The sequence below is a fragment of the Fictibacillus sp. EA-CB0309 genome (genome assembly GCF_055814265.1).
Window position 1 is genome coordinate 1,720,330 of record NZ_CP169271.1, and the last position, 23,714, is coordinate 1,744,043.

A 23,714-nucleotide genomic window follows, 5' to 3' on the forward strand; every position below is an offset into this window, starting at 1 on the left:
GAAGAATAATATTCAAAAATACATATGCCAAAATTTAAGATACCGGTATAAGGGGGATGGGATGATAATGATGTGTTGGTTTAGGTATTTATTTTACATACAATAAATTGAAATAATGGGATTTTATTATGATAAAATTACTTGTATATAAATTATAAATGGGGTGTGTACTATTTTATTTAATACGAGGGAATATGCCATAATTATTTGGTTTATTATATTTTTGGTGTTTGTATTAGTTTCTCTTAATAAAAGTAAAAAAGGTTTTGGCAGTATTATTAGAGTATTTAAATTATTTCTTAATCTACTTAAACATCCTTTTATGATAGCAACTTTGATGTACATAGTATTTTTATTCTATTGTTATAGTACATTTGGATATATCAAAGGTCTGGATTTAATTAAAGATTATATAAAACTAATATTTTTCGGGTTGTTTCCTATGATCTATAAAGTTGTAACCCAATATACTCAAATTAATGTTAGAAGCATGGTAAGTGGAATGATAAAGTTCAGTATTATTCCAATGTTTATAATTAATGAATACACCTTTAATATTTTTGCGGAGTTATTATTAGTTCTAACTTGTACAATAATAACCATACTAATAGCAGTGGCAGACTATAAACCTGAATATGAAATAGTAAAAAAATACCTTAATTGGATAATTGTTGTGATTTTAATACTTGTAGTAATTTTTGCATTCAAAGGGTTCTTTTCGAAAATTAATGATATTGAAAATTTAACATTTTGGAAAAAAATGTTTATGGAACTATTATTACTAAGTCATTTACCATTATTATTTTTGTTGCAAATTGCTTGTTATTATGAAAACCTACTAATACGGATTAGAATTAAAACCCAATTAGGAAAAACTTTTAAGGAAAAAATGATCATTTTTTTATTTTATTTAAGAACTGTTATTTTAGTAAGCAGAAACTTAATGAAGCTTCAAATCTTGTAACGAGAAATCGTATAGAAACATTTAAACAGTTAGAAAATATTTTTGTTGACAAAGAACAGGATATGTCTTACTTTCATTAGTTTTTAAATCCCTATATGTGTGAAAGTAATAATACATCAAAAGGTGCTGGATTCCAGCATCTTTTTTTATTGTAGCTTTCAATAAATTTGAAAATGGAAGGGTGTATTCAATGAATAATAGTCTTATTAAAAATCTTCGATTAATAAAAGGATTAACACAAAAAGAACTTTCTGAAAACATTGGTGTTCATAATTCATTAATTTCAAAAGTTGAAGGCGGTAAAGCAACACTTACTAAGAAACTGGAACAGAAAATTAAAGATTCGTTCCATACTGAAGGATTTACTGAAACTGATCTTAGACAATTTACGGAACTGGTAAAGAAAATTGGGGGATCAAGTACATGATAGTAATTAAATCGGAAGAAAGAAAGAATACAGAAAATGTGAAACGAAACTTAAAATACATCCAGAAAAGCATACTGAATGGAACTTATAAAGAACAAAGTGCAATTCTTTCGGTAATTGTTGCTGAAACTTTTGAAGTAATTAAGAACATGAAGTTCTTTTATGAAGTGCCTTTTTCAAATGAAAAGTACACAAACCATTTTTACACTTATTCCAGCATGGCTAAAACATCAAAAGCAAAACTGCTTTCTGATCTTGAAGAAGTACAACGAGAACTTTCAAGAAGAACCACAAATGTAAAAAGGTTACTGGTACTTATTGAAGGTATGCTTCAGACAAACTTATATAAAAACGGTATACAAGCTTCACTTGATAAATGGGTGAACACTTCAAACTTCACAACAAAATACCAGCTTATTTATGTGTAAAGGGGATGAATGATAATGGAAAATAAAAAGATTCCAGTTCCTTCAGGTATTACTGAAGAACAAGCAAGACTTGCAAAAGCATTTGTTCAAGAAAGGCATATTTCAGGTATTAACGTTGCTGATTTTTGCAGTAAATACGGTGTTTCAACTGCTACTTGGTACGGTGATAACTTTATGAAAAACCCAGTGTTTGAAAGTTACATAACTGCACTTGGTGGAACTGTTGTAAGTGAAGATGAGAAAGAAGCTTATCAGATTGTTAAGCAAAAGATAATGCAGATGGCAACAAAACAAAGTGCCGGTGTAAAAGAAATTCAGTTGTTTCTTGAAAACTTTTCCCATGTTGTTGAAGCTGATAAACAAGAAAGAATGAAAGAACTTGGTATTTTTCCTGAACATGAGAAGTCACAGCATAAAACTATTGAAGAAAAGAAAGCTTCATTGCTTTCAAGGTTAAAGGGATAAGGGTGGTTATTTTATGAATAGTTATCAATTAATTTCAGCCGGTTATGAAGCTGAACGTCAGAAGCAACAAGCAATTAAACAAGCTGATTTAAAGAACCAGCAAGAAAAAGAAGAAATGCAGAAAGCAGAAGAAGCTGAAGGGAGTAAAGCAGAAGTTTCTGAAATGCCTTTAGAAGATCAAGTAAGACTTCTTTCAATGGCAGTGCTTGAACTAACTGAAAAACTTAATGGGAATGGGGAAATGGAATAATGAAATTACTAAACAAACTTGAAGGATTATTTGTAAAGGTTGATAAAACAGAAGAATCATATCAAAAAGCACGTGAACAGAAGGAAGAACAGCTTCTTCAACTTCAGGTAGAACTGAAAGAAAAAGAATTAAGTTATCGTGATCTTCATAAAATGGCAATGCTTGGACAAGTTACACAAGCAACTTTTGAAGCTGAAAAAGGGAAGTTCGATAAATTAAAAGAAAAGGTTGCAGAAGTAAAGAAAGAACTTTCATTAATGGAAGAATACAAAACAGAAGATGTACACGCAATTCTTGCAGAACTTGAAGCTGAACGTGGTAAGTATTCAGCAGAAAAGCAAAAAGAAATTAAAGCTATTCAGGAAGAACTTCTTGCTTCAAAACTTGCTTATATTGAAAACCTTGTTAAAGCAAAAGAACGTTATGATGCACTTACTTCACCAGCAAAAAAGCTTGATGCACTTAAAATAAAGCTTGGTATGAAGCAAACAACCTATGTCAGTGATGCCTATGAAGCAATAAACCTTGTTTCAGTTGGTGCTGAAGGTTATGAACGTTTAACAGTTGAACAGCGTGAACTTCATGATGCTTTAGCTTTTGGAAGAACACCGGAACAACTTAAAAGACTTGTGAAGGGAAGTAAATAACATGGAAGTTATTATTGATCTTTCATTTTTCCTTTCAGCATCTTTTGTTTTTCTTACTGGTGTAATTGATCAGTATTTTGTAAATTTAAAATTTATATTCAAACCCTTATGAAATATAAAACCCTTCATTGTTCCATAATTGGAATGGTGAAGGGTTCTTTTTTTGTATGTAAATACTGTACATGTACCATATGCGAATTAAACGGTATGTACGTACATCAGGAAAAAAGTAAATTAACTACAATCGTCACCAGCAACCCATGTTTTATGTCTGAAGTTTATCCCTTTGTTGTATCAGGTTTGAAAGCACACCTAAACAAAGGGGAATAAGAATGAAAAAGGAAAATCAAAAGAAGCACATTAAAATAACTGTAATAACAAAAAATAAACCTTCTATTGAAGCAATAATAAATTCAGCAAAATACCTTAAATCCTTGAGTGAATAACTTAGGGATTTTTTTATGGTTATAAATTTGAAGATAATGAAAAAGCAAAAACATTAGTTTCTTATGCTAAACGAAGGAAAATAATAGGATAAAATGGAACAAAATGTTATGATTTATCTTAGTAATAATTATTTGATAGTTATTTTGAAGGGGGACAATTTAACTTGCTAATTCAAGGGAATTTCGATGGCAAAGTGCAAAAGATGGTGGTGATCCGATTGCCACTGGAGAAATACCGTTAATTATATTTGAAGGAGTTACATACCAGTTTCCGGAAATACTTAGATTAATTGATAGGGAAAATAGTGACTGGCAAAAACTCTTTGAAGGTGTAAAATTTAAATATACTAAGGTGAAATCCAGTTTCTTTGAACGCTTTATTAGTGGGATTGATAAAGGTAATTATGACTGGGAAATTGATATTGATTACTCGGTAGAACATATTGAAGTTTATAGACACAGTGTGCCAATTCATCTTCACATACCTGTTAAGGTTTATTAAGAAAATTAAGACTGCTGAATGCCTATGTTGATTCATAGGCATTTTCTTTTTGAAATTTGTTGTCCCGAAATACATTTCTAACTGGTTCAGGTAAAACAACAATCCTTTACTCCTTGCTTCATTACCTTCAAAAACACTATAAACGACAAGTAGTAACACTAGAAGATCCTGTAGAACGTAAAGTTGATTCCTTTCTACAAATGGAGATCAATGAGAAGGCTGGCATAACGTATGGCGAAGGTTTCAAATCCTTATTACGTCATGATCCCGATGTAATCATGATCGGTGAGATTAGGGATGAGTCCACAGCTAGACTCGTTATCCGTGCTTCTTTAACGGGCCATCTCGTATTGTCAACGATGCATGCGGCTGATTGTATAGGGTGTATAGATCGCCTGAGAGAGTTTGGCATTCAGGAGGCTGAACTCAATCAAACACTTATGGGGGTTGTTTCACAAAGACTTATCTCCATTCCTTGTCGCTTTTGCGGGGATGATTGTTATGATTTTTGTTTTAAGTCTAGAACCTACAGGAGAGCTGGCATCTATGAAATGCTGTGTAATCAAGAATTAGAAGTTGCTTTAAACAGAGCTAATCATTTGAAGTCCCTTTACAAAAACCTTCCTTATTACTTTAACCATGCTCTCGCAGCCGGATTTATTACAAAGGAAAGTTATGAAAGATGGATGGGAGGAGAGACCTAAGTTGAAGAGCGGAGGCTGGAAACGAGCTTCTCAAGGAACTTTTCTTTATAAACTTGGTTTTTTGTTAGAGCAAGGCTACACCATTCAAAAGAGCATCGAGCTTTTAAAGTCACAACTGCCACAAAAAAGCAGGTATTGTTAGAGGATATGCTTGATATTCTTGCTTCAGGTCGTTCAATCCAAGACGTTTTTTCACCGCTTCAATTACCTAAAGAAGTGATGAGTTCTTTATCGATTAACAGTACTAACGGAAATTTGACGAAAAGTTTAATGGAGAATGGTACATTCATGAAAAAGAAAGCAGAGTGGAACCTGCGACTGATTAAAGCACTAAGGTATCCTTTGTTTTTGTTGTTTTTAACAGCTTGGATCGGCATTTTATTTTACCAATTTTTATTTCCTCAATTTTCACTTCTTTTTCTTCCTTAGAAGTTAAAACTCCGACTTTTACAACGTGGATGCTAACATTTTTAGGATTGATACCCAAAATAGGGTTGATCGTTCTAATCCTTAGCGTAATCTCTTGGATTATCATTTACTTCATCAAGAAGAAAGCTAAATATTCTACACAAATGAGTTTATTGATGAAGATCCCTCTATGTAAAAAAATTTTACGCTTAACCAATTCGCACTTCTTTAGTGTTAATTTCGGAACGATGTTAAAAAGTGGTTTGCCGGTATCTGATGCATTAGTTGTCATGGAAATGCATTTAAACAAAGGCTTCTATAAAGAAGAAAGTCAGCGGCTACAAAAAGGATTGATTAATGGAAAATCGCTGCCCGATCTTTTGCTCATAAAACCATATTTCACAAAGGAATTAGCGGAGATTGTTCGTTTCGGTCAGGCACATGGAAAGTTAGGAACTGAACTGATTTCATATGGAGAGTGGATCTTTAGTGAATTAGAAGAAATGATCTATTCTGCATTGCAGAAAATACAGCCTGTATTATTTGCTGTGATAGGAGGTTTTGTTCTGCTTATGTTTGCATCTATGTTATTACCCATGTTCAAACTGATGGAAGCATTATAAGGAGGATTATGAATGAAAAATGAAAAAGGATTTACCCTGATTGAAATGATGATCGTTTTACTTATTATTTCTGTGCTGATGCTTATTGCGCTCCCGAGCATGACTAAGAATAACAGTCTTGTAAAGTCGTTAGGCTGTGAGGCAACCATCGATCTTGTGCAAGGGCAAGTGGGTGCTTATGAAGCAGAGAATAATAAACTCCCTACAATTACTGATTTATATGATGACAAGTATATTGATACGACGGTGTGTCCTGACAAAAAACCACTAGTCATAGATAGCGAGGGAATTGTTAGTGTGAGTAGTGAGTAAGCACAAACATCCGTTGAGCAATCAACAGGGGTTTAGTTTAATCGAAATGGTAATCGCATTGATGATAATCGCAACAATTGGCGCAATTGCTTATCCTGCGTTTGACACGTTTAGGAAAAATAGAGAAACAGAATACTTTTTACGATCCTTCCAAAAAGACATCGTTCATATGCAGCAAAAAGCGATCAATGAAAATCGAATTTATAATTTGTCCATTGACAACAAGACTCATGTATATGAAGTAAGGGGAAACGGTTTACGTGAGCCACTAAAACGAACTTTTCCAGAACACATACGTTTTGAAAGCTTTACAATCCTTTTAACGATTCAGTTTAATCAATACGGAAATATTAGTCGAGCAGGAACAATCTACATTCATTCTGCAAATGGTACGTATAAGATGGTATTTCAGATTGGTAAAGGAAAGTTTTATGTTACGAAACTCTAAAGGCTATCTATTACTTGAAGCCATGCTAAGCGTTTTGCTGATCTCCGCAGTGTGTTCCATCTGTTTACCTTTCATCCATGTCGCTTATCAAGAACAAAAAACCTCTAAAGAACTTTTATACGCTATGACAGAAGTAGATTTAGCCGCTGCAATATATAGTGCGGATGAAGGGCCGGTGACAGAAAAAGAGTGGACCCAAGAAGGTATACGTTATCACCTATTAACAAGAAAAGGTGTTACAGATGAGTATGAAATATGTATTGCGTTTCAAGGTTCTAACGATAAAGAGTACCAAACCTGTGCAAGTTCTTACTAAACGGTTTCTTAATAAAGATGGTCATTCCCTTATAGAAGCAATTATTGCACTTGGCGTTCTGCTTGTACTTGCCTCACTCATCCCGTTGCTGCTTTTCCCCATTCAGAGACATCCACCTTCAATCCTACTTGAAGAAACAGCATTATTTTTTTCTATGTTAGGTAAAGAAGTGAGAGAAGGAAATCGATTGAAGTAAGAAACAACGGGTTGTACATTACTCAAACGACGGGTGATGAACTAAGTTTTACAAAATATCATTCTCTTATACGTAAACAAGTGAATGGGTTAGGACATGAAGTGTGGGTACAAAATGTTCAAGATATGGTAGTGACGTACACATCTGAAAAATTTATTAAAATAACTCTAAGGGATGCACAAGGAAAAGAATTTATACGTGTTTTTAGGAGATTAGAATAATGAATGAAAGAGGATTCGTGTATCCCCTTGTTGTTACTCTTTGTTTTATGATCCTGATCTTCTTTAGTTTTGTTACAGAGAATGTGTTTTCTGAACGAGAGTTTGTTTATTTGCAAGAAGAACAAATGCTTCAAGTTCGTCTTTTACAGCAAGCTGTTGACCGCGCTTCTGAATTGGTTGATGTTGTCGTTTACTTTCCTTCAGAGCACCTATTGAATGTGAATGAAGGCCGTATACAAATAGTGATCTCGAAAATGTCAGAAGATGAAGTTGTGTTTGATATTGATGCTGTTACAGCTCGACAGCATACAAGAAGAGCGAAAGTGTATTATAATGTAAAACAGAAAAGCGTAACAAAATGGGTGGAGGGTTGAATTTTGAACATCATATACTTAGTCGGATTTATGGGTTGCGGAAAAACATCTGTAGGGAAACAACTTTCTAAACAGTTAGAAGTTCCGCCTTATGACGTTGATTCGACCGTTGAAAAACTTAGAGGGAAGACCATAAAGGAAATCTTTCACAACGAAGGTGAAGAAGCGTTCCGAAATTATGAATCACTTGCCATTCGACAACTGCCGCTCGAGCATGCTGTAGTGATGACTGGAGGCGGGGCAGTCGTAAGGGAAGAAAATCTGTCCTACATGAAAAGTAAAGGGATCGTCATCTACTTAAAGACAAGTTTTCCGGTTCTGTGGAATAGGCTGATGAAAGAAGACGAAAGAAATAAAAGACCTTTATTATTAACTCGAACGAAAGAGGAAGTACAGGCGCTTTTTGATGAGAGAAGTAAGCATTATGAAAGAAGTGATATTGAGATCGTCACTGATCATTTCACTACTGAAGAAGTGTGTCATGAAATTCTAGAGAAGTTAAATCGTTTAAATATGGAGCAATTAGACAAAACTAAGAAGTGAATGTAATCAAAAGGAGTTTTGTCAATGGCTGCAGGTACAGACGTTATTAAAATTCTTACACAAAAAATTGTTAAATATTTGGATGAACCAAAAGCCGTAAGAAAGGAAAGGCGAATTTCTAAAAAAATAAAAGAGAGCCAATACTCACTTATTTGTTTGGTGTTGTTCCAATGGCGCTTGGGTTAGCATTTCGTAAAAAAGAAGAAAATAGGGATTGGCTGGAAAAAGGAAGAGCCGGGTACAGAACCTGGCTCTTATTTACATTGTATTATGAAGTCTGTTTTTTAAAGGATTGTTGCTTTTCCTTTTTTTTATTGTCTTCTTTGAACACTTGTTTGTAGTGGAAGGTGCGAGACTCCTGCGGGTCAGGCGGGAAGGTGTGACACTGCAACAAAGTTTGCGAAAACAGACATCATGAAAGGTAAAAGAGCCCCCGTTTATGATCTCTACGATAATTTTCGGCTCGTACTGCGTACGGAGTGCTTCTTTTTCTACGTGATACGCTTCTGGCTTCGTGAGAGAATCCTCATAAAAGCTCTCCAATAAATCCTGATCTTCTTTCCAACGGCTTCTCGCATCCTCTGCCCACGTGTGGTTATCTGCATCAATCACTTCTTGGATTTTGTTCTCCAATCGTTTGATTGCACTCTGAGGCTTAATAAATGGAGAAAGTGTATAACAAAAATCCGGAATCCTTTTCGTTAATAACATTTTTTGAAGACGCTGATGAAATTGATCTTCAATTGTTCCATTAATCAATTGAATACCATAAGAAAGTACTCGGTCTTTCTTTTGATCACATTGATAGGTGACTTTAACATTTAGGCAGAGCCATGGTTGCAGCGGTACTTGTGCTCCTTGTTGTGGGACAGATTCATACAGCCGAATAAAAGACGCGAGTTTCTTCGTCGATCCAAAGATTTGGTGAAGTCGTGGTGACCCAAAATGGATAAACTCGCCTTTTCCATCAGGTGCTTGCTGTTGTCCTGTTACAAGTGTTAACGTCATCGGATTTGGTGTACCACCGGTTTTCTCAAGATAATGCCAGTAGAACGGGCGATTCATTAAGACTTTGTCCAGTTCTGTGGTCAATTGGACTTTCATATAACTAAAGTTTTTTTCAAGAATCCGGCATTCATTTGCATCAAAATATCGTTCAAGAAAGCGATGTATCTCGTGCTGCTGCATGCTCTTCCCATCCTTTCTGCTTGATCCCGCCATCCAAGTTGATTAAGGAAGCAAGATTATCCATCTTCACTCGGATCTCACCTTCACTATCAGACGTGTTCATGATGTCTGCTATATGTCGCTCTATGTTCTTGATCTCAAATTTTGTTAAAATCTCATCGAGCTCTCCAATAACACTTTCAAATAGGTTAATTTTGTTGTATAGCAGATTTAAGATATGTTCCTCTATTGTGTTTTGAGTTGCAAAGTTGTAGATATGAACATCCCCTTGCTGGCCAATACGGTGGATACGTCCGATTCGCTGTTCGATCCGCATCGGGTTCCATGGTAGATCATAGTTGATAATATGCTGACAGAATTGAAGGTTAATTCCTTCTCCCCCTGCTTCAGTTGCGATTAACACTTGAGCGCGTGTTCTAAAGAGGTGGGTCATCCAATCCTTTTTGCTTCTTTTAAACCCGCCCCTAAAAGGTACTGAAGAGATGCCGTGCTGCTGTAAAAACCACTGTAAGTACAATTGAGTAGCGCGATACTCTGTAAAAATAATGACCTTGGAATCGATCGATTGGATGAGTTCCAATGCTTTTAGAGCTTTGGAATTTTGGTCGACCATTTCGATTTTTTTCATTAAGTCAACGATCCGGTTCTCCATCAACGTCGAAGGTACCTCTTTTTGCAACATGTTTTTAAGTGTTAAAAATACAGCTTCTCGAGAACTGCATGCTTCACGCTGCAATGTAACGATTGAGAACTTACTTCGATCAAAGTATGGGTCTCGTTTCAGTTTTGAAATTTCATCATATAGATCACGTTCGGTTTTTGATAATGTAATAGGTATGGTTTTAACAAGGCGTTTCGGCCATTTTAGACCGGTTTCTTCACGTCTGTTACGTACCATTACTTTGTTAACAAGTTGCTTTAACTTCTCTTCATTCTTAAGGGAATACTTATCTTCTTTAAAGTCTTTATCAAAGTTCTCTCTGTTTCCGAGGTGTCCTGGTTTCAATAGAGATACAAGATTAAAAATCTCCTCAACTCTATTTTGTACAGGAGTAGCGGTTAACAATAAACAGAACTTCTTTTTTAACAACTGTACAAATTCATAGTTTTTTGTTTTTTTGTTTTTGAGTTTGTGTGCTTCATCTATAATAACGAGATCATAATCCTGATTTAGCACGATATCACGGTGGGGAGCGCGCTTGGCAGTATCAATAGAAGATACAACAACGTCGCATTGTTCCCAGACGTAAGCTTTTTCTGTGCAATAGCAGGGATAAAGAACTTTTGATTCAATTCGTTTGTCCACTGAATAACAAGTGATGCGGGAACAAGAATCAGAATCTTTTTCGCTAAACGACGAATCATATATTCTTTGAGAATTAATCCTGCTTCTATCGTTTTCCCTAGCCCAACCTCATCTGCTAATATTGCTTTTCCGTTCATTTGTTCAATAACGGTTGTTGCAACGTCCAGCTGATGTGGCAAAAAAGTCATCTGTGGGAGATGGTTCGGAGCTTGAAGTCCTAGAAAATCAGGAATTGCCAAATGATTCTCTGCCTCGAGCGCCAAGTTATACATATCCCAATTGGCCCAAGGTCCATCTTCTTCCACACGCTTAAAAAAGTCATCATGCCAATCTTGCTGAAACTGAACGTCGATTTTCATAACGGATTTCCTTTCTTTAAAAAAGTTCGTTGCCATTCCATTTGTAAAAATGATAGGATAATAATGTAGTAAACATAGTAATAGTATGTGCGACCTTGGACAATAACATACTCGCGAATGAAAGTAAGAGGAGAGACTGCGTTAGCAGCGCCGAAGGAGCAAACAATTGTGAAACTCTCAGGCAAAAAGACTCTTGCTAGACGCATCTCTGGAGAGTGCTTTTTAATAGATGAAAGCCACCAACGAAGAAACTCAGGAAGCTATACTGAGAAACTTACAGGTTGCAGGACAGAGGATCCCATTTTGAAGGGGTCTTTCTGTCCTTTTTTTGTCCAGAAAAGTCCGAAAATTTTTAAGTATGAAAAAGGAGGAATTCACATGGCTACATTGTTACGAACACCGCTATTCGAAACATACAAAGAACACGGTGGAAAAGTAATTGATTTTGGTGGTTGGGAATTGCCTGTTCAGTTCTCAAGTATCAAAGAGGAACACGAGGCTGTAAGAACAAAAGCAGGTCTATTCGATGTATCTCACATGGGAGAATTTGATGTAAGAGGACCTAACGCATTATCGTTCTTGCAATATACGATGACAAATGATGTTTCCAAACTTCAAAACGGCCAAGCGCAATATACGGCTATGTGCTATGAAAACGGCGGTACAGTAGATGACCTTTTAATTTATAAAAGAAATGATAACGATTACTTGCTCGTTGTGAATGCCTCAAATATTGAAAAAGATTTCGAATGGCTTATGAGCAAAAAGCCTGAAGGTGTAGAACTTGTGAATGTGTCTCCTGAATATGCGCAACTCGCTATTCAAGGACCACAAGCAGAAGAAATTTTACAAAAGCTTACGGATACAAACCTTTCTGAGATCGGATTCTTCCGTTTTAAAGAAGATGTTTCATTAGCTGGAATATCTGCTCTTGTTTCTCGAACAGGCTACACAGGTGAAGACGGGTTTGAGATTTATTTGAAAACTGAACATGCTGAAAAATTGTGGAGATCCATTCTTGAAGCTGGCAGTGAAGATGGTTTGCTTCCAGCAGGACTTGGTGCGCGTGACACGCTTCGTTTTGAAGCTAAGCTCGCTCTATACGGTCAAGAACTTACAAAAGAGATCACTCCAATAGAAGCAGGAATCGGATTCGCTGTAAAAACAGATAAAGAAGAAGATTTTATCGGAAAAGAAGTACTGGCAGAACAAAAGAAGAATGGGGCACCAAGGAAGCTTGTCGGCATTGAAATGATCGATAAAGGTATCCCGCGTTCTCATTATGAAGTATACAAAGGTGATGTGAAGATCGGTGAAGTTACTACCGGTACACAATCGCCAACACTGAAGAAGAATCTAGGCCTTGCTTTGCTCGAAAAAGAGTATACAGAGCTTGGTACCGAAGTCGAAGTACAGATTCGCCAAAAGCGCTTAAAAGCAAAAGTAGTCACTTCACCATTTTATAAACGAGGAAAATAGAGTTCTTAAGGAGGAGAAACCATGACGTTCCGCTATTTGCCAATGACAGACCAAGATAAAAGGAAATGCTTGAAACGATTGGAATTGAAACGACAGAAGATCTTTTTCAGGATATTCCAGAAGAAGTTCGTTTTAAAGGACGCTTACAAATTGAGGAAGCATTGTCTGAACCTGAGCTAGTTAAGGAAATGGGCCGATTGGCTGCGTTAAACAAAAATACAAAAGAATATGCATCATTCCTAGGAGCAGGAGTTTACGATCATTACACTCCATCAATCGTTAACCATATGCTTCTGCGTTCTGAGTTTTACACAGCATATACACCTTACCAACCTGAGATTTCTCAAGGTGAACTTCAAGCGATCTTCGAGTTTCAAACGATGATCTGTGAATTAACAGGTATGGATGTTGCTAACTCTTCCATGTATGATGGCGGAACTTCACTTGCTGAAGCAGGTCTATTGTCAGCAGCGCAAACGCGCAGAAAGAAGATCGTTGTTTCCAAGTCCGTTCATCCAGAATCTCGTGATGTTCTGAAGACATATGCTAAAGGACAGCATTTAGAAGTGGTTGAAGTTGAAATGGAAGACGGAATGACGTCACTCAACGCCTTGCGTGCTGAGGTGGATGAAGAAACGGCATGTGTGATCGTGCAATATCCAAACTTCTTCGGTCAGATCGAACCGTTAAAAGAGATTGAAGAAATCGTTCATGGAGCAAAAGGGATGTTTGTTGTTTCTTCAAATCCGTTAGCTTTAGGCGCACTAACTCCCCTGGGAAGTTTGGGGCAGATATCGTTGTAGGTGATGCACAGCCTTTTGGAATCGCACAAGGCTTTGGTGGACCTCACTGTGGATATTTTGCTGTAACAACCAAGTTAATGCGTAAAGTACCTGGACGTTTAGTTGGTCAAACTCTCGATGAAGACGGGAAGCGCGGTTTTGTATTAACGCTTCAAGCGAGAGAACAGCATATCAGACGTGATAAAGCGACAAGTAACATCTGTTCAAACCAAGCGCTAAATGCTCTTGCTGCATCCATTGCCATGACTGCTCTAGGTAAGCAAGGTGTTAAAGAAGTGGCTCACCAAAATATCCAAAAAGCACACTATGCAAAAAAGTACTTGAAGAAAAAGGCTTCAAAACAGCCTTCACAGGGCCGTTCTTTAACGAGTTTGTTATTGAGTTAAAGTGTACAGCTAAAGAAGTGAACGCAAAACTATTAGAATCTGGCATCATCGGCGGTTATGATTTGGGTCTTTCGTATTCAGAACTTAAGAACCATATGCTTTTAGCCGTTACGGAAATGCGAACAAAAGAAGAGATCGATCAGCTTGCAAATGTATTGGAGGGATTAGCATGCGTACAGAACATCAGTCATTAATTTTTGAATTGTCCAAACCAGGTCGAGTGGGGTACAGCATTCCTGAACTTGACGTTCCAGAAATAAATGTAGAGTCAATCATTCCTTCCGATTATTTGCGTACGGAAGAAGCTGACCTTCCTGAAGTGTCTGAGCTGCAAATTGTTCGCCACTATACAGCATTATCCAATCGTAACCATGGAGTTGATTCAGGTTTTTATCCGCTTGGTTCATGTACGATGAAATATAATCCGAAGATCAATGAAGATGTAGCACGTTTCCCTGGATTTGCAAATATCCATCCGCTTCAAGAAGAAGAAACTGTTCAAGGTGCGATGGAAATGATGTACCGTCTTCAAACATCTCTGGCTGAGATTACGGGTATGGACGAAGTAACTCTGCAGCCGGCAGCTGGTGCACATGGTGAGTGGACAGGTCTTATGATGATCCGTGCTTATCATGAAGCGAACGGAGACTTCAATCGAACAAAAGTTATCGTTCCAGATTCAGCACACGGAACGAACCCAGCATCGGCGACCGTAGCCGGGTTTGAATCCATTACTGTAAAATCTGACGAGCGCGGTCTTGTTGATCTTGATGATTTAAAACGAGTAGTCGATCAAGATGTTGCGGCTCTTATGCTTACGAATCCAAATACACTAGGACTTTTTGAAGAACATATTTTAGAGATGGCAAAAATTGTCCATGAAGCTGGTGGAAAGCTTTACTATGACGGCGCGAATGCAAACGCAATCTTAGGTTTTGCTAGACCTGGAGATATGGGCTTTGACGTTGTTCACTTGAATTTGCATAAAACATTTACAGGACCACATGGCGGTGGCGGACCTGGATCAGGGCCAGTAGGAGTGAAAGCGGATCTGATTCCTTTCTTGCCAAAACCAGTACTTGTTAAAGAAAAAGATGTTTATAAGTTTGAGTACAATCGCCCACAATCAATCGGTCGGGTAAAACCTTTCTATGGTAACTTCGGAATTAACGTTCGTGCGTTTACTTATATCATGACGATGGGTCCTGATGGATTGCACCAAGTGTCTGAAAATGCAGTATTGAACGCAAACTATATGATGCGCCGACTTGAGCCTCATTTCGATCTTCCTTTTACACAGCACTGTAAGCATGAGTTCGTATTATCAGGACGCCGTCAGAAGAAGTTAGGTGTAAGAACACTCGATATTGCAAAACGTCTTTTAGACTTTGGCTATCACCCGCCAACGATCTACTTCCCATTAAGTGTGGAAGAAGCCATTATGATCGAGCCGACTGAGACAGAGTCAAAAGAAACACTTGATGAATTTATCGAAAAGATGATTCAGATCTCGAAAGAAGCAGAAGAAACACCAGAAATGGTTCAAGAAGCTCCTCATACAACAGTTGTAAGAAGATTGGATGAAGCAACAGCTGCTAGAAAACCAATCTTAAAGTACAGCAAACAAGTATAAAAGTACAAAAAAAGCAGCCCGATTTTTTCGGGCTGCTTTTGTATGTGTTAATTTGATTTTACACGGCCTGTCCATTTGCGGAAGCCGCCTTGTAAATGATGGAGTTGGCCGTACTTTTTCTTTTAAGAAAGTTGGCTGCACGAGCGCTTCTGAATCCGCTCTCGCAATATAAGTAAACAGGCTGGTCGTTACGAACTTCCTTCAATCTTTGCCTCATTTGAGATAAGGGAATGTTGCGAGCTCCTAAGATGTGTCCCTTTTTAAATTCTTCAGGTTCACGGACATCAATCAGTTGAGCTTTTCGATAACCTGCCTTGAACTCTTCTTCGTTTAAGGTCTTTAGAAATCTCTTTTGGTATAGACCCATACCAATCACATACGCCAATAAAGCTACTACAATACCTGCTAAAACTATCCATCCCATAACGCTTGCACTCCTTTAAACAATCTACCACAATTATAGCGGTGCGCGGCTCTATAGGCAAAAGAAAAATCTAACTTTAAGCGATTGTTTTGACACATGCCCCGAATTTGGTACACTAGTTACGAATGAATGGCAGGGAGACGAAGACGTGGAAAAAGAAAACTGGTATTATATCGATTCAGGAAATTGCGAACCAGCAATAAATATGGCAATGGATGAGGCTCTTTTAACTTGGCACAGTGAAGGGAAGATTCCGCCTGTTATCCGCTTTTATGGATGGAATCCAGCGACATTATCCATCGGCTACTTTCAAAAAGTAGAAAAAGAGATTAACCTTGATGCGGTAAAAAAATATGATTTAGGATTCGTTAGGCGTCCAACTGGAGGTCGGGGAGTTCTTCATGACCAAGAATTGACGTATAGCGTAATCGTATCTGAGTCACATAAAGATATGCCTCAAAGTGTTACAGAAGCCTATCGAGTGATCTCTGAAGGAATTAAAGAAGGCTTTCAAGGTTTAGGTCTGGATGCTTACTTCGCTGTTCCAAAAACAGAAGAAGAACGCGAAGGGCTAAAGAATCCAAGATCTGCAGTATGCTTTGACGCTCCATCGTGGTATGAATTAGTCGTGGAAGGCAGAAAAGTGGCAGGCAGTGCGCAAACAAGACAAAAAGGCGTGATTCTGCAGCACGGATCGATTCTACTAGACTTGGATGAAGACAAACTCTTTGATTTGTTTAAGTACTCAAGTGACAGACTGCGTGAAAGAATGCAGGCTGCGTTTAAGAAAAAGGCAGTTGCGATTAACTCACTGCTAGCTGCTCCTGTTACGATTGAAGACGCGAAGGTTGCCTTTAAAAAGGGCTTTGAAGACGGCTTGAACATTAATCTTGTTCCATATACTCTATCAGACGATCAATGGGTCGAAGTGGAAAATATCGCAAATACCCGCTATCGTAACGACGAATGGACGTTCAGACGTTAATAATAGAAAATCGAAACCTCATAGAGGTCTCGGTTTTTTCTTTTTGGTAAAGAAAGTAAAAAAAATAGAAGTCAAGATATTAATTTTTTTACTAAAAAGGAGGATTTTGCGAAAATCACGAGTTTTAAAGCTTTATGTAACTTCCAATTAATACAAATCTTATATTAAGCCAAATTTTTAATGAAATCATAAAAAATAGTGTTCAATCATCAAATTTCTGAATTATACTCATGATTTCAAGTTTGACAATTTTTTTCTTTGACATGTGGTTTACGTATATATAGTATAAGGGTAGAACTTATACATACAAGATATAGATTTTCATCGTGTGTATTTTGAAAAAGGAGGAGAAATATGGACATAGTTGCAACTGTTAAAAAGGGTATTGATATTGACGCTCTCAACAGTGATATAGCTCAATTTCCACAAGTGCACCCCGTAACTTCTACCATGAAAACGACTCATAAAGGTGTTTCGCGATTGGTGATGCTTGATCGATACAGTTTTAAAGACACAGAAAAGAAAACACTCAAACCGGGTGATTTTGTTGTTTTAACCGTAAAAGAGGATCCAAAGTTTCCGGCAAGAGGGCTAGGATTCATCCAATCGGTCAACTGGGATGACAAAAATGCCGTCGTACTCGTTGAAGATGAATTTAAAGCGGTGCTAGAAAAGCCGGAAGAAGCCGAAACAGGATTGATTACACGTTCACTTGATGTGATGGACAAGCCGTTAGAAGTTTACTACGAGCAGATCGCACTAAGAAATGCGACAGGCTTAGCATCTGTAGAAACGACTGAAGAGAAGCGCCAAGAATTATTCCAAAAGTTTTATAAAGAACTTTCAGAAATGAATTTTGTTCCTGCAGGACGCGTTTTATATGGTGCTGGTGCAGAAACAGATGTAACGTATTTCAACTGTTACGTTATGCCGTATGTAAAAGATTCTCGTGAAGGCATATCAGATCACCGTAAGCAAGTGATGGAAATCATGAGCAGAGGCGGCGGTGTTGGAACGAACGGTTCTACACTTCGCCCGAAGAATGCTTTAGCAAGAGGCGTAAATGGAAAATCATCAGGCTCTGTATCATGGCTGGATGATATCGCGAAGTTGACGCATTTGGTTGAGCAAGGTGGAAGTCGTAGAGGGGCCCAAATGATCATGCTGGCGGACTGGCATCCTGACATCATTGATTTCATTATTTCTAAAATGCAGAATCCTCGTATTTTGCGTTACTTGATTGAAAATACGAACGACGAGAAGATAAAGCAAGTCGCTCAAGATAAATTGAAGTTCACACCGCTGACACCAGCTCAGAAAGCGATGTATGAAGGCATTCTTCGCTATAAAGACATTCCGGGAACAGGCGGATTTGATTCTGATGTTTTACGCGATGCTGAGACGATGCTTCGCGACGGAGGAACATACAGCGTTCATAATTCTGAGTTCTTAACAGGTGCGAATATCTCAGTTACGATTACAAAAGAATTCATGGAAGCCGTAGAAAATGACACTGAGTATCTATTACGTTTTCCGAGTGTCGAGGCCTACACGCCTGAAGAAATGGAAGCATACAACAACGAGTGGCATGAGGTTGGAGATGTTCGTGTTTGGGAAGAGAAAGGTTATGGTATTCGCGTATACAAACGAATCCAAGCGCGTGAACTTTGGAACTTGATCAACATTTGCGCAACATACTCAGCTGAGCCAGGAATTTTCTTTATTGATAACGCCAATGACATGACAAACGCTACAGCATATGGACAAAAGGTTGTAGCAACAAACCCATGTGGAGAACAACCACTTGCACCATACAGTGTCTGCAACCTTGCAGCAGTAAACCTTGGCAACATGGCTGACAAAGAAAATAAAACAGTCGATTTTGAAAAACTGAAACAAACCGTTGAAGTTGGCGTACGCATGCAAGACAACGTTATTGATGCGACACCATACTTCTTAGAGCCAAATCGCGTTCAAGCATTAGGTGAGCGTCGTGTAGGACTTGGAGTAATGGGACTTCATGACCTACTGATCTATTGTGAGACAGTATATGGATCAGAAGAAGGAAACAAGCTTGTTGACCAAATCTTTGAGACAATTGCTGTTACGGCTTACCGTACTTCCATCGAGCTTGCAAAAGAAAAGGGTAGCTTCCCGTTCTTAGAAGGTGAATCAGAAACGGAAACTGCTACATTAAGAAATAGATTTATTGAAACGGGCTACATGAAAAAGCTTCCTCAAGATGTTCGTGAAGACATCTTACAATATGGGATTAGAAACTCTCACTTGTTAACAGTGGCTCCTACGGGTAAACAACTTGCCCCCAGTGTTTGCAAAAACGCTGCGTAAACTTGGCTATATGCGGGAAACTCTGAGTATCCTTTTGTACCAGTACCTTGCCAGTACGAAAGTTGGTAAAAATCAAAAGGTGCAGACAATCCGCAGGGAAGTCGTGGCTGACCCCTCAACGACTACATGCCGAGCACCAGAAACTTCATGCTTTTACACCTTGGAACAAAAATAAAAAGGTGATAGCATATGGAGAAAAATTGTTTGAATTGTGATCAACATATAAAGGTTAAACCCAGTCAATTTGATAGGAAAAAATACTGTTCACGAAAATGCAAAGGTGAATACCAAACAAAGAATCCAATAAATCAACATTTGTTAAAAAGAAGAAATGTTGAATGTGACTTTTGCAAAAAATCATTGCTTCGCAAACCGTCTATTATATTTACAACTAATTTTTGTAATCACACTTGTAAGGCTAACTATCAGAGGTTAAACAAGATTAAATTTAGCCATTTAATAAAAAGAGTGAAATTACAATGTAGAGAATGTAAAAAAGAATTTTTTCTTACACCTTACAGGGCCAAAACAGCAAAATATTGTAGTAATAATTGCTCATACAAAGCTATATCTCGAAATGCAAAAAAAACTTTACTAGAAAACGTAAAGTTAGTTGTACACTTTGTTCAAAACACTTTTATAAAAAGCAAAGTGTTATCAAAAACAATAATTTTTGTAGTGAACAATGTATGGGTATTTATTATTCTGAGTCTGGAATCTTTTCTGGACCTAATAGTGGAACCTGGCAGGGTGGAGATATTAATTATTACGGTCCTAATTGGAGAAAAAAAGACGGGAAGCTAGAAAACGTGATAAGTATACTTGTCAAGACTGTGGGACTACTGAAAAAGAACTTGGTCATGAACTTTCTGTACACCATATAATCCCCTTTCGAGAGTTCAAGGGGGATTGGAAAGAAGCAAATAGACTTTCGAATCTAATGAGTCTTTGTGAACACCCTTGCCACAGAAAGAAACATTCAAACAATTAACTGGTTGATGATATAGTCTGATCCTTATGGCGACATAGGGAGTGGGTACTAATAATCCCACCCTCTGATTGAAATCAGAGAGTAACAAAAATGAGTACAGGAACCATGGTTGGAGTCTCCACAGGATTAGAGCCTTACTTCTCATTCTCATACTTCCGAAGCGGTCGTTTAGGGAAATTTATTGAAGTAAAAGCTGATATCGTAAAAGAATATTTAGACAGCAATCCAGAAGCGAACGAAAACGAGCTTCCTGAATGGTTTGTTGCCGCGATGGAGCTTGCTCCAGAAGCGCATGCCGATACACAATGCGTTATCCAGCGCTGGGTAGACAGCTCGATCTCTAAAACGGTTAACGCGCCAAAAGGATATACGGTTGACCAGGTTCAAAAAGTTTACGAGCGTCTTTATAAAGGTGGAGCGAAGGGCGGAACGGTTTACGTTGATGGAAGCCGTGACTCACAAGTTCTTACACTTAAAGCTGAAGAAACGTTTGAACAGACTGAGATCGATCTTGGTATGGAAGAAGAAAAAGCAAAGTCGTTATTTTAGATACAATTACGGACCTTCGTTCTACGGATGTAACAATCGGGAACGAAGTAGGAAATACTTGTCCAGTTTGCCGAAAAGGAAAAGTAAAAGAAATCGGCGGCTGCAATACATGTACAAACTGTAATGCACAATTAAAATGTGGACTATAAGTTAAGCGGGGAAGGAACTGGAAATGTTCCTTCCTTTTTCTTTTTCACCAAATAGCACATACTAACTCCATCATTTGTGAAAAAAATTGTGGGGTGTTTTGTTATGGCAGGTGCCAATAAACCTTTTATGCCGCAGTTGATCTATTTTGAACCGCGTGCACTTGAATATCCGTTAGGAAAAGAATTGTTCGATCGATTCAGCAAGTTGGAAGTTGAGATTAGAGAAACGACTTCACATAATCAAATACGTGATCTGCCAGGAGATAACGATTTTCAAAAATACAGAACGGCTAAATCAACGCTTGTGGTCGGAATCAGAAAGACCTTGAAGTTTGATTCGTCTAAGCCGTCTGCTGAATACGCTATTCCTCTTGCAACGGGATGCATGGGTCATTGTCACTATTGTTACTTACAGACGACACTTGGCAGCAAGCCGTATTTAAGGACCTATGTAAATACGGATGAAATTTTTGCTCAAGCTGAAAAGTATATGCAAGAGCGAGCACCGGAAGTTACCAGGTTTGAGGCATCGTGTACATCTGATATCGTTGGGATCGATCACCTTACACATAACTTAAAAAGAGCGATTGAATTTTTGGTGCAACAGATTTAGGCAGACTTCGTTTCACAACAAAGTATCATCACGTTGATCATTTACTGGATGCCAAACATCAAGGAAGAACCCGTTTTCGTTTTAGTGTGAATTCTCAATATGTGATCAAAAATTTTGAACTCGGAACAAGTCCGTTGGAAGAGCGTATTAATGCGGCTATACGAGTTGCGGAAGCTGGGTACCCGTTAGGATTTATCGTAGCTCCCCTATATCTTCATAAAGATTGGGAAGAAGGATATAAAGAACTTTTTGACATATTAGAAGCGAAAATTCCGAAACATTTAACAAACGACCTAACGTTTGAACTCATTCAACACCGTTTTACGAAACCAGCAAAAAAGTTATTGAAAAAACTATCCAAAATCTAAGCTTGAAATGAACGAAGAAGAGCGTAAATATAAATGGGGACGTTATGGAATCGGTAAATATGTGTATCAAGATGATCAAGCGACAAGATTACGGGAAACGGTTGAAAATTACATTCATACAATGTTTCCAACAGCAAAGATCGAGTATTTTACGTGATGGAGTGATTAGGGCCTTCCCTTGTCACGCTTACCATTCTATAGTATCCTTTTTATAGAGACCAAGCTGGTTTAGTATATAGGGAGGGAACATTTTGCCGCCAACCCCAAGTATGGAAGACTATATAGAACGCATTTACGCCCTTATCGAAGAGAAAGGCTATGCCAGGGTATCAGATCTTGCTGAGAACCTAGAAGTGCATCCCTCTTCTGTAACCAAAATGATTCAGAAACTCGACAAAGGCAAGTATGTCGTTTATGAAAAATACAGAGGATTCGTTTTAACGCCGAATGGCAAAAAGCTCGGTAAACGTTTAGTTTACAGACATGAATTACTTGAAGAATTTTTGAAGGTTATTGGGGTAGACCAAGAAAACATCTATCAAGATGTTGAGGGAATCGAGCATCACTTAAGCTGGAACGCTATAGATCGAATTGGAGATCTCGTGCAGTTCTTTGAAGAAGATGAGAACCGATTGAAGCTATTAAGGGAAGTACAAGCGAAGAATGAAGAACAAGAACAATCATAAATTTATGGTTGTTTTTTTATTTTGGGTGAATGGTCTTATCAATGCTGTAGGTGCAAGTGGACAGTATTTTGTGAGAAGTGGACAGTAAAATCTAAAAAGTGGACAGTAAATTTAATCTTCATCATGAAGGACTTTTTAAATAAAAAAGCTTGTGACAAAAGACTTTATTTTTCTTGAATCGGTTATAAAGGACATCTTCTGCTGATTAGGATAGTAGTGGAGGAGATGTTTATGCGGATTGATGGTGTTTTTTCTGGAGGAGGCATCAAGGCACTTTCTTTGATCGGAGCTGTTGAAGCAGCTGAAAATCGAGGGCTTACTTTTGAGAGGGTAGCAGGAACGAGTGCAGGTGCGTTGATGGCAGCTTTAATTAAGGCTGGCTATTCGGCAGGAGAAATGAAAGAAATAATTGATAAATTGGACTTTCGAAAATTTCTTGATACGAGTAAAACGATTGTGCCAATTCCCTTTATGAACTGGATAAAGTTATATTGGAAACTAGGATTGTTTAAAGGAGATTACTTGGAAAACTGGGTGGCGTCACTGTTAGCTGCAAGGGGGATCGTGACTTTTGCAGATATCCCTTATGGCAGCTTGAAGATTATTGCTTCTGATATTACAAGAGGCAGGTTGATTGTCTTGCCAGACGATTTAGAAGAATATGGGTTGCTGCCTGAACGATTTCCGATTGCGCGTGCAGTAAGAATGAGCTGTAGTCTACCATATTTTTTTACCCGATCAAGTTATTTAATCGTGTCGGACAGAAAAGCTATATTGTTGATGGAGGGGTATTGAGCAACTTTCCGATGTGGCTGTACCAAAGGAAAGATCGTGTTCCGATCCGCCCGGTATTAGGGTTTCAGTTAAGTTCATATATTAATGATCACATTCCAACACATAATGTAAAGAATGCTGTACAACTGTTTAAAGCATTATTCGAAACGATGATGCAAGCACATGATAACCGCTATATTGACTCGCACGATGCGAGAGATATTATATTTATGCCGGTTAAACATGTTTCGGTAATTGATTTTCAACTCTCGTCCGAAGCGAAAAATGAATTATATACATTTGGTCATGATCGAGCAGAGCACTTTTTGCAAAATTGGATTGCAGGGAAGAGGCATCCGCATCCAGCATATAACCCAGCATACAAAAATCGAGCCTAA

At 37.8% G+C, this 23,714-nt stretch carries 24 protein-coding genes, 8 pseudogenes and 1 riboswitch; of the genes and pseudogenes, 28 read left to right on the forward strand and 4 right to left on the reverse strand.

Annotated features, from left to right (window positions below; translation table 11 throughout):
- Nucleotides 1–442: 442 nt before the first annotated feature.
- The 17 genes from ACEWFH_RS09520 to ACEWFH_RS09600 all read left to right on the forward strand — a co-directional run bounded on the left by ACEWFH_RS09520 (nt 443) and on the right by ACEWFH_RS09600 (nt 8,460).
- Entirely contained in the window at nt 443–964 is a 522-nt protein-coding gene (locus ACEWFH_RS09520) for a hypothetical protein (protein WP_473726977.1), read from the forward strand.
- Between the two features lie 190 nt (nt 965–1,154).
- Complete coding sequence (locus ACEWFH_RS09525; protein WP_473726978.1) at nt 1,155–1,391, forward strand: helix-turn-helix domain-containing protein; 237 nt, start codon at nt 1,155–1,157, stop codon at nt 1,389–1,391.
- Nucleotides 1,388–1,819, forward strand: a complete 432-nt coding sequence (locus ACEWFH_RS09530) for a hypothetical protein (protein WP_473726979.1) — start codon at nt 1,388–1,390, stop codon at nt 1,817–1,819. The genes ACEWFH_RS09525 and ACEWFH_RS09530 overlap by 4 nt, the downstream gene beginning before the upstream one ends.
- A gap of 15 nt (nt 1,820–1,834) precedes the next feature.
- Nucleotides 1,835–2,284: a hypothetical protein gene (locus tag ACEWFH_RS09535; protein WP_473726980.1), complete on the forward strand. Its 450-nt coding sequence runs from the start codon at nt 1,835–1,837 to the stop codon at nt 2,282–2,284.
- A gap of 13 nt (nt 2,285–2,297) precedes the next feature.
- A complete protein-coding gene (locus ACEWFH_RS09540) occupies nt 2,298–2,534 on the forward strand; it encodes a hypothetical protein (RefSeq protein ID WP_473726981.1) in 237 nt (78 codons plus the stop codon).
- Nucleotides 2,534–3,181 carry a hypothetical protein gene (locus ACEWFH_RS09545; protein WP_473726982.1) on the forward strand — a complete coding sequence of 216 codons (648 nt, stop codon included), beginning with the start codon at nt 2,534–2,536 and terminating at the stop codon, nt 3,179–3,181. Before ACEWFH_RS09540 ends, ACEWFH_RS09545 begins: the two co-directional genes overlap by 1 nt.
- A gap of 1,007 nt (nt 3,182–4,188) precedes the next feature.
- On the forward strand, nt 4,189–4,833 hold the full coding sequence (locus ACEWFH_RS09550) for an ATPase, T2SS/T4P/T4SS family (protein WP_473726983.1): 645 nt from the start codon (nt 4,189–4,191) through the stop codon (nt 4,831–4,833).
- A 147-nt stretch (nt 4,834–4,980) separates the two neighbouring features.
- Nucleotides 4,981–5,262 (forward strand): hypothetical protein, encoded by a 282-nt coding sequence (locus tag ACEWFH_RS09555; protein ID WP_473726984.1) that lies wholly within the window; start codon nt 4,981–4,983, stop codon nt 5,260–5,262.
- Between the two features lie 227 nt (nt 5,263–5,489).
- Complete coding sequence (locus ACEWFH_RS09560; RefSeq protein WP_473726985.1) at nt 5,490–5,864, forward strand: type II secretion system F family protein; 375 nt, start codon at nt 5,490–5,492, stop codon at nt 5,862–5,864.
- A gap of 12 nt (nt 5,865–5,876) precedes the next feature.
- A complete protein-coding gene (gene comGC, locus ACEWFH_RS09565) occupies nt 5,877–6,176 on the forward strand; it encodes a competence type IV pilus major pilin ComGC (protein ID WP_473726986.1) in 300 nt (99 codons plus the stop codon).
- Entirely contained in the window at nt 6,169–6,624 is a 456-nt protein-coding gene (comGD, locus tag ACEWFH_RS09570) for a competence type IV pilus minor pilin ComGD (protein WP_473726987.1), read from the forward strand. Before comGC ends, comGD begins: the two co-directional genes overlap by 8 nt.
- Complete coding sequence (locus tag ACEWFH_RS09575; protein ID WP_473726988.1) at nt 6,608–6,940, forward strand: hypothetical protein; 333 nt, start codon at nt 6,608–6,610, stop codon at nt 6,938–6,940. Before comGD ends, ACEWFH_RS09575 begins: the two co-directional genes overlap by 17 nt.
- Nucleotides 6,924–7,136, forward strand: coding sequence for a hypothetical protein (locus tag ACEWFH_RS09580; protein ID WP_473726989.1), 213 nt, complete (start codon nt 6,924–6,926; stop codon nt 7,134–7,136). Before ACEWFH_RS09575 ends, ACEWFH_RS09580 begins: the two co-directional genes overlap by 17 nt.
- An 11-nt stretch (nt 7,137–7,147) precedes the next feature.
- Nucleotides 7,148–7,357 carry a competence type IV pilus minor pilin ComGF gene (locus ACEWFH_RS09585; RefSeq protein ID WP_473726990.1) on the forward strand — a complete coding sequence of 70 codons (210 nt, stop codon included), beginning with the start codon at nt 7,148–7,150 and terminating at the stop codon, nt 7,355–7,357.
- Nucleotides 7,357–7,731, forward strand: coding sequence for a competence type IV pilus minor pilin ComGG (gene comGG / locus ACEWFH_RS09590; protein ID WP_473726991.1), 375 nt, complete (start codon nt 7,357–7,359; stop codon nt 7,729–7,731). The genes ACEWFH_RS09585 and comGG overlap by 1 nt, the downstream gene beginning before the upstream one ends.
- A gap of 3 nt (nt 7,732–7,734) precedes the next feature.
- Nucleotides 7,735–8,274 (forward strand): shikimate kinase, encoded by a 540-nt coding sequence (locus tag ACEWFH_RS09595; RefSeq protein ID WP_473726992.1) that lies wholly within the window; start codon nt 7,735–7,737, stop codon nt 8,272–8,274.
- Nucleotides 8,275–8,298: 24 nt separating this feature from the next.
- A complete protein-coding gene (locus ACEWFH_RS09600) occupies nt 8,299–8,460 on the forward strand; it encodes a YqzE family protein (RefSeq protein ID WP_473726993.1) in 162 nt (53 codons plus the stop codon).
- A gap of 237 nt (nt 8,461–8,697) precedes the next feature.
- Here ACEWFH_RS09600 and ACEWFH_RS09605 read toward each other — a convergent pair.
- The 3 genes and pseudogenes from ACEWFH_RS09605 to ACEWFH_RS09615 form a co-directional block, all read right to left on the reverse strand.
- Nucleotides 8,698–9,462: pseudogene (locus ACEWFH_RS09605) on the reverse strand (YqhG family protein); the annotation flags it as partial.
- Nucleotides 9,431–10,144, reverse strand: coding sequence for a DEAD/DEAH box helicase (locus ACEWFH_RS09610; RefSeq protein WP_473727264.1), 714 nt, complete (start codon nt 10,142–10,144; stop codon nt 9,431–9,433). The pseudogene ACEWFH_RS09605 and the gene ACEWFH_RS09610, both read right to left, overlap by 32 nt.
- A 102-nt stretch (nt 10,145–10,246) precedes the next feature.
- Nucleotides 10,247–11,163, reverse strand: a pseudogene (locus ACEWFH_RS09615) (DEAD/DEAH box helicase); the annotation flags it as partial.
- A gap of 81 nt (nt 11,164–11,244) precedes the next feature.
- Nucleotides 11,245–11,330: riboswitch (glycine riboswitch) on the forward strand.
- Between the two features lie 175 nt (nt 11,331–11,505).
- Here ACEWFH_RS09615 and gcvT point away from each other — a divergent pair.
- The 4 genes and pseudogenes from gcvT to gcvPB all read left to right on the forward strand — a co-directional run bounded on the left by gcvT (nt 11,506) and on the right by gcvPB (nt 15,428).
- Nucleotides 11,506–12,606: a glycine cleavage system aminomethyltransferase GcvT gene (gene gcvT / locus ACEWFH_RS09620; protein ID WP_473726994.1), complete on the forward strand. Its 1,101-nt coding sequence runs from the start codon at nt 11,506–11,508 to the stop codon at nt 12,604–12,606.
- 65 nt (nt 12,607–12,671) lie between these two features.
- Nucleotides 12,672–13,795 (forward strand): annotated as a pseudogene (gene gcvPA / locus ACEWFH_RS09625) (aminomethyl-transferring glycine dehydrogenase subunit GcvPA).
- Nucleotides 13,796–13,812: 17 nt separating this feature from the next.
- A complete protein-coding gene (locus ACEWFH_RS09630; RefSeq protein ID WP_473726995.1) occupies nt 13,813–13,989 on the forward strand; it encodes a hypothetical protein in 177 nt (58 codons plus the stop codon).
- Nucleotides 13,965–15,428 (forward strand): aminomethyl-transferring glycine dehydrogenase subunit GcvPB, encoded by a 1,464-nt coding sequence (gene gcvPB / locus ACEWFH_RS09635; RefSeq protein WP_473726996.1) that lies wholly within the window; start codon nt 13,965–13,967, stop codon nt 15,426–15,428. The genes ACEWFH_RS09630 and gcvPB overlap by 25 nt, the downstream gene beginning before the upstream one ends.
- A gap of 47 nt (nt 15,429–15,475) precedes the next feature.
- Here the strand turns inward: gcvPB and ACEWFH_RS09640 are convergent.
- Nucleotides 15,476–15,852: pseudogene (locus ACEWFH_RS09640) on the reverse strand (rhodanese-like domain-containing protein).
- Between the two features lie 148 nt (nt 15,853–16,000).
- Here ACEWFH_RS09640 and ACEWFH_RS09645 point away from each other — a divergent pair.
- From ACEWFH_RS09645 to ACEWFH_RS09675, 7 genes and pseudogenes are all read left to right on the forward strand, one after another.
- Nucleotides 16,001–16,837: a lipoate--protein ligase family protein gene (locus ACEWFH_RS09645; RefSeq protein WP_473726997.1), complete on the forward strand. Its 837-nt coding sequence runs from the start codon at nt 16,001–16,003 to the stop codon at nt 16,835–16,837.
- Nucleotides 16,838–17,191: 354 nt separating this feature from the next.
- Nucleotides 17,192–19,147, forward strand: a pseudogene (locus ACEWFH_RS09650) (vitamin B12-dependent ribonucleotide reductase); the annotation flags it as partial.
- A gap of 817 nt (nt 19,148–19,964) precedes the next feature.
- Nucleotides 19,965–20,177 (forward strand): HNH endonuclease, encoded by a 213-nt coding sequence (locus tag ACEWFH_RS09655; RefSeq protein WP_473726998.1) that lies wholly within the window; start codon nt 19,965–19,967, stop codon nt 20,175–20,177.
- A 93-nt stretch (nt 20,178–20,270) separates the two neighbouring features.
- Nucleotides 20,271–20,875: pseudogene (locus ACEWFH_RS09660) on the forward strand (vitamin B12-dependent ribonucleotide reductase); the annotation flags it as partial.
- A gap of 103 nt (nt 20,876–20,978) precedes the next feature.
- Nucleotides 20,979–22,013: pseudogene (splB, locus tag ACEWFH_RS09665) on the forward strand (spore photoproduct lyase).
- Nucleotides 22,014–22,125: 112 nt separating this feature from the next.
- Complete coding sequence (gene mntR / locus ACEWFH_RS09670; RefSeq protein WP_473727265.1) at nt 22,126–22,542, forward strand: transcriptional regulator MntR; 417 nt, start codon at nt 22,126–22,128, stop codon at nt 22,540–22,542.
- A 231-nt stretch (nt 22,543–22,773) separates the two neighbouring features.
- A pseudogene (locus ACEWFH_RS09675) lies at nt 22,774–23,714 on the forward strand (patatin-like phospholipase family protein).